Raw genomic sequence first — 7,020 nt, 5'->3', positions numbered from 1 at the left:
TCCTTCGTCTGCACAGGAGAGTCGCATCATGCATTTTCATCGTCCTTCCCTCATCCGCACGGCTATCGCCTGCGCACTGCTTTCCGTCGCCGCCGGCGCATCCGCGCAGGTGAATGGTGTGGGTCAGAAGCCGTATCTTGGCTGGAGCAGCTTCAGCCAGCAGACACTCGATGCCTCCTTCCTCACCCAGGCCAATATGATCAGGCAATCGGATGCACTGCTGGCATCGGGCCTGCAATCGCACGGGTACACCTACATCAATCTCGATTCGGGGTGGCAGGGCAGTTTCGATGTCAATGGGCGCCCCACGCCGGATCTGGCGACGTTTCCCGACATCAAGGCGATGATCGACCACATCCACGCCAATGGTCAGAAGGCGGGTATCTACTGGATCCCCGGTGTCGAACAGCCCGCCGTGCAGGCGAATGCACCGATCCTCGGCACGCCGTATCACATCACCGATATCCTCGCGGTGCCGTACCGCGCCGGCAATGCGTTCGGTGGGCCGGGGACATCGCCGTATCACTACAAGATCGACTTCTCGAAGCCGGGCGCGCAGGAGTACATGGATTCGGTGGTGGCCCTGTTCGCTTCGTGGGGCGTGGATTTCATCAAGCTCGACGGTGTGACTCCCGGCTCCTACAGCGACGACCTCAGCATCGACAATCGGGATGATGTCGCGGCGTGGTCGAAGGCTATCGCGCGAAGCGGCCGTCCGATCTGGTTGACGGTGTCGTGGCAGGTCGACAAGGACTACCAGGATGTATGGAAGACCTATGCCAACGGGCGTCGCATCGACGACGATGTGGAATGCGAAAGCCGTTGCGCCACGCTGACCAACTGGCCACGCATCGAGAAGCGCTTGCGCGATCTGCCGTCCTGGCAGGATACCTCCGGGCCGACCACGGGCTGGAATGATCTCGACTCGCTGGACATCGGCGACGGCGACTTCGATGGCCTGAGCATCGACGAGAAACGTTCGGCCATGACGATATGGGCGATGGCGAACGCGCCGCTTTACCTTGGCGGTGACCTCACACGTCTGGATGAAACCGGTAAACGTCTCGCGGGCAACGACGAGGTGATCGCCGTGGACCAGTCCGGCAAGCAGACCAGGCAGGTACTGGCGGGCGACATCAACGTATGGGTGACTGACCTCGGCAACGGCCGCTACTACGTGGCCCTTTTCAACATGAATGCGGCGACGACGGTCGCTGACTTGCCCTGGCACGTAGCTGGGTTGACGGGCGCACGTCGTTTGCGCGACCTCTGGGCCCATCAGGAACTGGGGCCTTCGTTGGGTAACCATCAGGTTGTGCTGCCGGCGCATGGAACCCAGTTGCTGCTGGTCGAGGCGCTACCGGGTCATGTCGCACCAACGCCGACAACCAGTTACGAGGCGGAGCAGGGCAGTCTGAGTGGCAATGCCGCTCCGTACGCATGCCCAGGCTGTTCGAACGGCTTCAAGGTCGGTGGGCTGGGGCTGGGCGCCGGCAACACAGTGAGCATCGATGGGGTTTACGCTCCCCGTAACGGCACGTACCTCATGCAGATCGATTCACTCACCCTCGGTCTACGTTCGTACCTCTACCAAGTGAACGACGGCCCGTTCCGTACGTTCAACTCCGGCGGARGCAGCTTCCAGCTGCCCTCGAGCAGCACCGTCTCCGTGTGTCTTCAGAAGGGGCTTAACCACATCCGCTTCGGCAACACGGCGAGCTACCCACCGGATCTGGATCGCATCGTCATCAGTGGTCGCGGTGACGCACCACTGCCGACGAGTACGACGTACGAAGCAGAAGCAGCCACGCTTGGTGGCACCGTCACCGCCGGGTTCAGCAACTATTTCTCGGGTCTGGCCAAGGCGGGAAATATTGGCGGCGGTAGCGCGAATAGCGTGACGTTTACGAACGTCACGGCTCCCTATGCGGGCGTCTATCAGCTCGAGATCGACTACGCCACGAAGGGACCTCGCTCGCTGTTCCTGTCGATCAACGGAGCGAAATCGCAGGAACTGAGCCTGGACGGCAGCAGCTTCGACGATCCCGTGGCGAAGGTGCTGGAGGTGCCGCTGCGCGCCGGAAAGAACACTATCCAGCTGGGCAATCCGAGCGGTTTTTCGCCCGACCTGGATCGCATCGTGGTGACGCCGCGGGTGTTGCCTGCCTTGCTTGGGGTTTCTACGCAGGCATGCAAGTAGGGCATACGCTGATATAAGCGGCACAGCTTTTGTAGGAGCCGATTCATCGGCGATAGCCAGTTTGCGGCTAGCACCCATCGCCGATGAATCGGCTCCTACATTGGCTATTCGCATCTACCTGGCTGTTTGCATCTACCTGGCTCTTCGCGGTTATGCAGAGACTGGAACGTCGTTTTCTTCGGCCGCCCAGGCCTTTGCATCGGCGCCTGCAAAAATTCGCAGGGGTGCCGATGGATCGGTCACGGCGTGCCAGACAGCCTCGTTGACATCTTCGACCTTCGTGATCGGCGCCGATGTGTCCGTCAGTCCAGCCATGAGCTGCTGCGCGATGCCTGCATAGGCTTCGTGGTCGAACCCGTGCATGCGTCCATTGCCCTGTCCGTTTTCCCCGAAGCGGGTATCGGGAGCACGCCCGGGCAGGACAAGGTGCGCACGAATGCCGAACCCTGCCACTTCTGCCGCAAGCGTCTCGGTGAAAGCGTTCACGGCCGCCTTGCTCGCACGGTAAGCGGAGACCAGCGGCAAGGGCTTGAGGGTGATGCTCGAGGTGACGTTGACGATGACGCCTGCCTTGCGCTGGCGGAACTGGGGCAGCACCGCCTKGGTGACCGCCATCGTCCCGAAGGTATTGGTCTCGAAGACGTCACGTACGACGTCCATGGAGAGCAGCTCGGCGGGCGCCGCGGTGCCGATGCCTGCATTGTTGACAAGCGCGTCGATCGGCCCGGCCGCCTCCACCGCGTGGCGAATGCTCGCCTCGTCAGTCACGTCCAAAGACAGGATACGCAGGCGCGCCGAGGGCGGGAGCAGGTCGTTGCGCGGCGTACGCATGGTGGCCACCACGTCCCAGTCACGTTCGAGAAAGTAGCGCGCCAACTCGAGGCCAAAGCCCGAGGAACAGCCCGTAATCAAAACCGTCTTCATCCAGGAACTCCTTCATTGCCAAGTGCAATGAGGGCACGATAGGCTTCCGTCTCGGAACTAACTACCGTCGAAGGTACGAATTCCATTAGCAGGAGTACGGATTTGGTCGACCCGCTCACCGAAGTGGTCACATTGCTCCAGCCGATCACCCGGTTCTCCAAGCAGGTGCTCGGTGGGGGTCCCTGGCGTGTCAGCCGGTCGAAGCCGGACGACCCGTTTTATTGCGTGGTGCTGCAGGGCGGATGCCGCGTCACCATCGACGACGACGATCCCATCGAACTGTCATCGGGCGATTTCATTCTTGTTCCGCTGAGCCATGCCGTGGGGATGACCAGCCTGGAGCCGCCGCCCGAAGGCGTCGAGTCGGATCCGCCCGTGTGCATGGCAAGCGGGGAATTCACAATAGGCGCGCAAGACGAACCAGCGAACGTACGAATGCTCGTCGGGCACTGCAGCTTCGCCTCGCCCGACGCCGCGTTGCTGGTCGCCTTGCTGCCCCGCGTGATCCATGTGCGCGGTGAGCATCGTTTGGCGACCCTCGTCCAGCTCGTGCGTGACGAGTCGCGCGAGCAGCGTCCCGCGCGCGAGGCGGTACTCGCCCGGCTCGTCGAATTACTGCTTATCGAGGCCTTCCGCTTGACCACCGGTACGGGCGCATCGCCGGGACTGGTTCGGGGGCTTGCCGATGCACGCCTCGCTACCGCCATCCGTCTCATGCACGAGCGACCGTCACATCCGTGGACGGTGTCGGAGCTGGCAAAGGAAGCGGCCCTCTCGCGTACCACGTTCTTCGTGCGCTTCAGTCGCGAAGTCGGCGTGACGCCCATGGACTATCTCCTGGCCTGGCGCATGGCATTGGCAAAGGATCTTCTGCGTCAGGGACAAGGGCGGATCGCCGAGATTGCGGAACGTGTTGGCTACGGTTCGGCGAGCACGTTCAGTGTCGCGTTTACGCGGCATGTGCAGCTGTCGCCCATGCAATATGTTCGGGAACATGCCCACGGCTGACCGCAGGAACTCGTTCCCGGACACGGCTGGGTGGCTATGCTAGGTTTCGCTGGCAGGGGGATTCTTCGGGGAGAGCGGTAGATGGCGATCACCAACGAGGCGGTCCGCAAGGGCCTGCAGGCGGGATTGTTCGGTTGTGTCATGACGTGCTCGGTGCCGGTTGTCCAGGCAGCGACGGCGCCGGGGTTCGATGTGGGGTCAGCGAATGTCGCCGTAGCCGACCCCTCCGTGCCCAGGCCGCCGGGAAAGGCCTGCACGGTCGAGCTGTTCAACGGTTTTACTTTCCGGGATTTTTCCAACCATCCCTATACCTATGCGCCGCCCGTGGGCTGCGGGAAGTCGTGGTCGAAAGTCGTGCTTGAAGCCGATTTCTCGGTAACGGCCGGTCGCCAGTTCGACCGTACCGCGTCGTTGTGGCTGGCGGGTGCGAATATCTATTTCGGCACGACACAGGAACCCTCGGCCACGGTGTCCCCGAGCTGGCACGTCGAGCGGGATGTGAGTGACTTCGCCAGCATGCTGGGCCAGCCACAAACCGGTCAGGCGATCCTGGGCAACATCGTCGACGGAACCTACACCGGCATCATCAGCGGCTCCGCCCGTCTCGTCTTTTACCCGGCCAACGTGTTGGCACCGAAGGTGGATGCGCCCGATGCGGTGTTCCCGCTATCGGACGGAACCGCGGGCGGCACCGTCGCACTCAATACCGGCAACGATGTGCTGTCACGCACGCTCACCTTGCCTACCAACGTGGAACGCGCCTATCTGGACGTGTTTGCCCAGGGACAGGGCGGCGACGAGTTCTGGTACTCCTGCGTCCCTGACGCGCAGGCCGATGAGGCGCAGAGTTGCGGCGGCGGTTCGTACCGTGAAGTGCAGGTTTCCATCGACGGACAGCAAGCCGGTGTGGCTCCGGTGTATCCGTGGATATTTACCGGTGGCATCGATCCCTATATGTGGCGTCCCACGCCGGGCGTACAGACGCTCAACTTCCTACCTTACCGCGTCGATCTGACACCTTTCGCCGCGCTTCTCAACGACGGAAAACCCCATGCGTTGGCGATCGGCGTCACGGGTGCCAATGGCAACTTCTCCGTCACAGGCAACCTGTTCGTTTACCTTGACCGTGGTCGGAAGGTACTGACCGGAGCGGTGACGACCAACACCTTGCAGGGCCAGGCACCTGTCGCCTCGATCGACAATCAGCTGACCGAGGCGGGCGGCGTCGTAAGCGGCTCGATCGCGACGCGTGCCTCTCGCAGTTTTCGCGTGGCCGGTTACGTGGACACCTCGCGCGGAAGGATAGCCACGGACGTGAACCAGACAGTGACCTTCCGCAACACGCAGTCCTTCGCGATCGATCCGGCGCACTACAAGCAAGGCATCGACCAGCTAGCGACAGTCGACAGCACCACGAAGACACGACAGGGACCGCTCGGCTTTACCGTGACAACGGAGGCTCACTTTGACTATCCACTGCTCGCAAGCTTCGGCTACACCTTCGACACCGCAGGCAACATAGTCACCGCACCAAGCGCGGTCACGCAGAGCTTCTCGCGCCAGTTCAGCAAGAAGCTGGGCAACCTGGTCATCTACCGCAGCGATGTCGACAACAGCATCGACACGGCCGATACACTCGCCTTCACCAATGGTGCAGTGACGGGCCACTCGGGACAGCGCAGTACCCAGCAATTCCGCGCCAGTGACAATCTGGGGAGCTGCTACGGTCGTGATGTCACCACCGCGATGGGGGTTCTTACCGCCGCGACGGATGGCGGCGGTTGCCCGCAAAGCCGTAACCGGTTGCTGTGGTTCACGCATCCGGACGGTTCGCCCGATACGTCCCGAACGGAAGATCCTGGGATCTTCTGACCTTGCCGTTAGCCGGGGGTGCGTGTCGCAGCCCCCGACTGACGGCGCCAGATCAACGGATACAAGATGGCGATCTCAAGGGTGCCAGGCGGGCGAGCGGCAGCCATGCGATGCGCTGTGTGATTGTGTAGCACCCGGGCACCGGCGTAAGTTACGCCTAACGTTACGCGTAACAACTCTCCCGAGACGGAACCGGTTCCCCCATGCCACCCACCAAGCAGGTCAGTACCGGAGCGGAGCGCCAAAAGGCGTTTCGTGACCGGATGACGCGAATGGGCATGACGATCCCCAGGATCTACATGACCGAGGGCGAGCAGGGGCTGGTGAGAGAGTTCCTGCGACATCACCGCAACGAGCGAACCGATCAGTTGATCGGTGGAATGGATTTGCAGGCCATGAGCCAGAAATGGACGACGCAGCGTTTGTTCGATGCGTTAGAAGAACACGCCCGGAACCAGCAGCATGTGTCACGCGTGTGGCTTCAGGCGACGCCGGCGTCGATCGAGCTTGCGTTGTCAAACTATGGCGACCAGCCGCTGCACCTTGTGGTGACCGAGTATGAAATACGCATGACGACGCCGCTCTGCGATCAGCGCGCGGTGCAGGATCCCTTGCGCTTCAACGAGGCCTGCCTGCGCCTGGGCCCGAACATGCCGCTGTCGAATGTGGGCCTGGTTGGCTCGCATTACATTTTGTTTGGTCAGCTGTCCGCGCATTCGCCGCTGGCAAATATCGTCGAGGAACTCGATGTCATGGGCCGGAACGTGATCGATGCGCAGGGCGAGCTTTCTCACCTGATCGGGTAGCGGAAAACGCCTCAAACCCTCTTACGTAAAGCCTTTCTGCTCGTTTGTGGCGGCAGTCGCGTGCGCGCTGCATTTTCTGCCAGTCAGGCTACTTCGCTTTCTTGTTGATGTACCGCGTTGTTGCCCCGGCATTGCGCCGGGCCCTTTTACCCATAAGGACATCCAGCCATGACCTGGCTTATTGCTATCGCAGTTGCCGTTGTCGTTCTG

General features: G+C 61.8%; 6 protein-coding genes. 4 read left to right on the top strand and 2 right to left on the bottom strand.

The annotated features are described in order from the left end of the window. The coding region (locus AC1DSN_RS16140; protein WP_477331641.1) for an alpha-galactosidase D at positions 1-2,200 on the top strand (2,200 nt) is incomplete at its 5' end. A gap of 150 nt (positions 2,201-2,350) precedes the next feature. Here the strand turns inward: AC1DSN_RS16140 and AC1DSN_RS16135 are convergent. After that, on the bottom strand, positions 2,351-3,124 hold the full coding sequence (locus AC1DSN_RS16135) for an SDR family oxidoreductase (protein WP_477331639.1): 774 nt from the start codon (positions 3,122-3,124) through the stop codon (positions 2,351-2,353). Positions 3,125-3,226: 102 nt separating this feature from the next. On the opposite strand from AC1DSN_RS16135, the gene AC1DSN_RS16130 reads away from it, so the two are divergent. The 3 genes from AC1DSN_RS16130 to AC1DSN_RS16120 all read left to right on the top strand — a co-directional run bounded on the left by AC1DSN_RS16130 (position 3,227) and on the right by AC1DSN_RS16120 (position 6,810). Then, complete coding sequence (locus AC1DSN_RS16130) at positions 3,227-4,132, top strand: AraC family transcriptional regulator (protein ID WP_477295966.1); 906 nt, start codon at positions 3,227-3,229, stop codon at positions 4,130-4,132. A gap of 81 nt (positions 4,133-4,213) precedes the next feature. Next, the gene (locus AC1DSN_RS16125) at positions 4,214-6,004 is read left to right on the top strand and encodes a peptide-N4-asparagine amidase (protein ID WP_477295967.1); all 1,791 of its coding nucleotides are present in this window, start codon (positions 4,214-4,216) and stop codon (positions 6,002-6,004) included. Between the two features lie 203 nt (positions 6,005-6,207). Next, positions 6,208-6,810 (top strand): YjfI family protein, encoded by a 603-nt coding sequence (locus AC1DSN_RS16120; protein ID WP_477295968.1) that lies wholly within the window; start codon positions 6,208-6,210, stop codon positions 6,808-6,810. A gap of 21 nt (positions 6,811-6,831) precedes the next feature. On the opposite strand, the gene AC1DSN_RS16115 is transcribed toward AC1DSN_RS16120, so the two are convergent. Then, the coding region (locus AC1DSN_RS16115) for a hypothetical protein (RefSeq protein WP_477331637.1) at positions 6,832-7,020 on the bottom strand (189 nt) is incomplete at its 5' end.

The organism is Luteibacter sp. P4_D7_3, assembly GCF_056401735.1.
This window is presented reverse-complemented; position numbering and strand designations above follow the sequence as displayed.

Excerpts from the sequence above, each read along its gene's own strand:
- AC1DSN_RS16125 (WP_477295967.1), top strand. The coding sequence starts at position 4,214 with ATGGCGATCACCAACGAGGCGGTCCGCAAGGGCCTGCAGGCGGGATTG.
- AC1DSN_RS16120 (WP_477295968.1), top strand. The coding sequence starts at position 6,208 with ATGCCACCCACCAAGCAGGTCAGTACCGGAGCGGAGCGCCAAAAGGCG.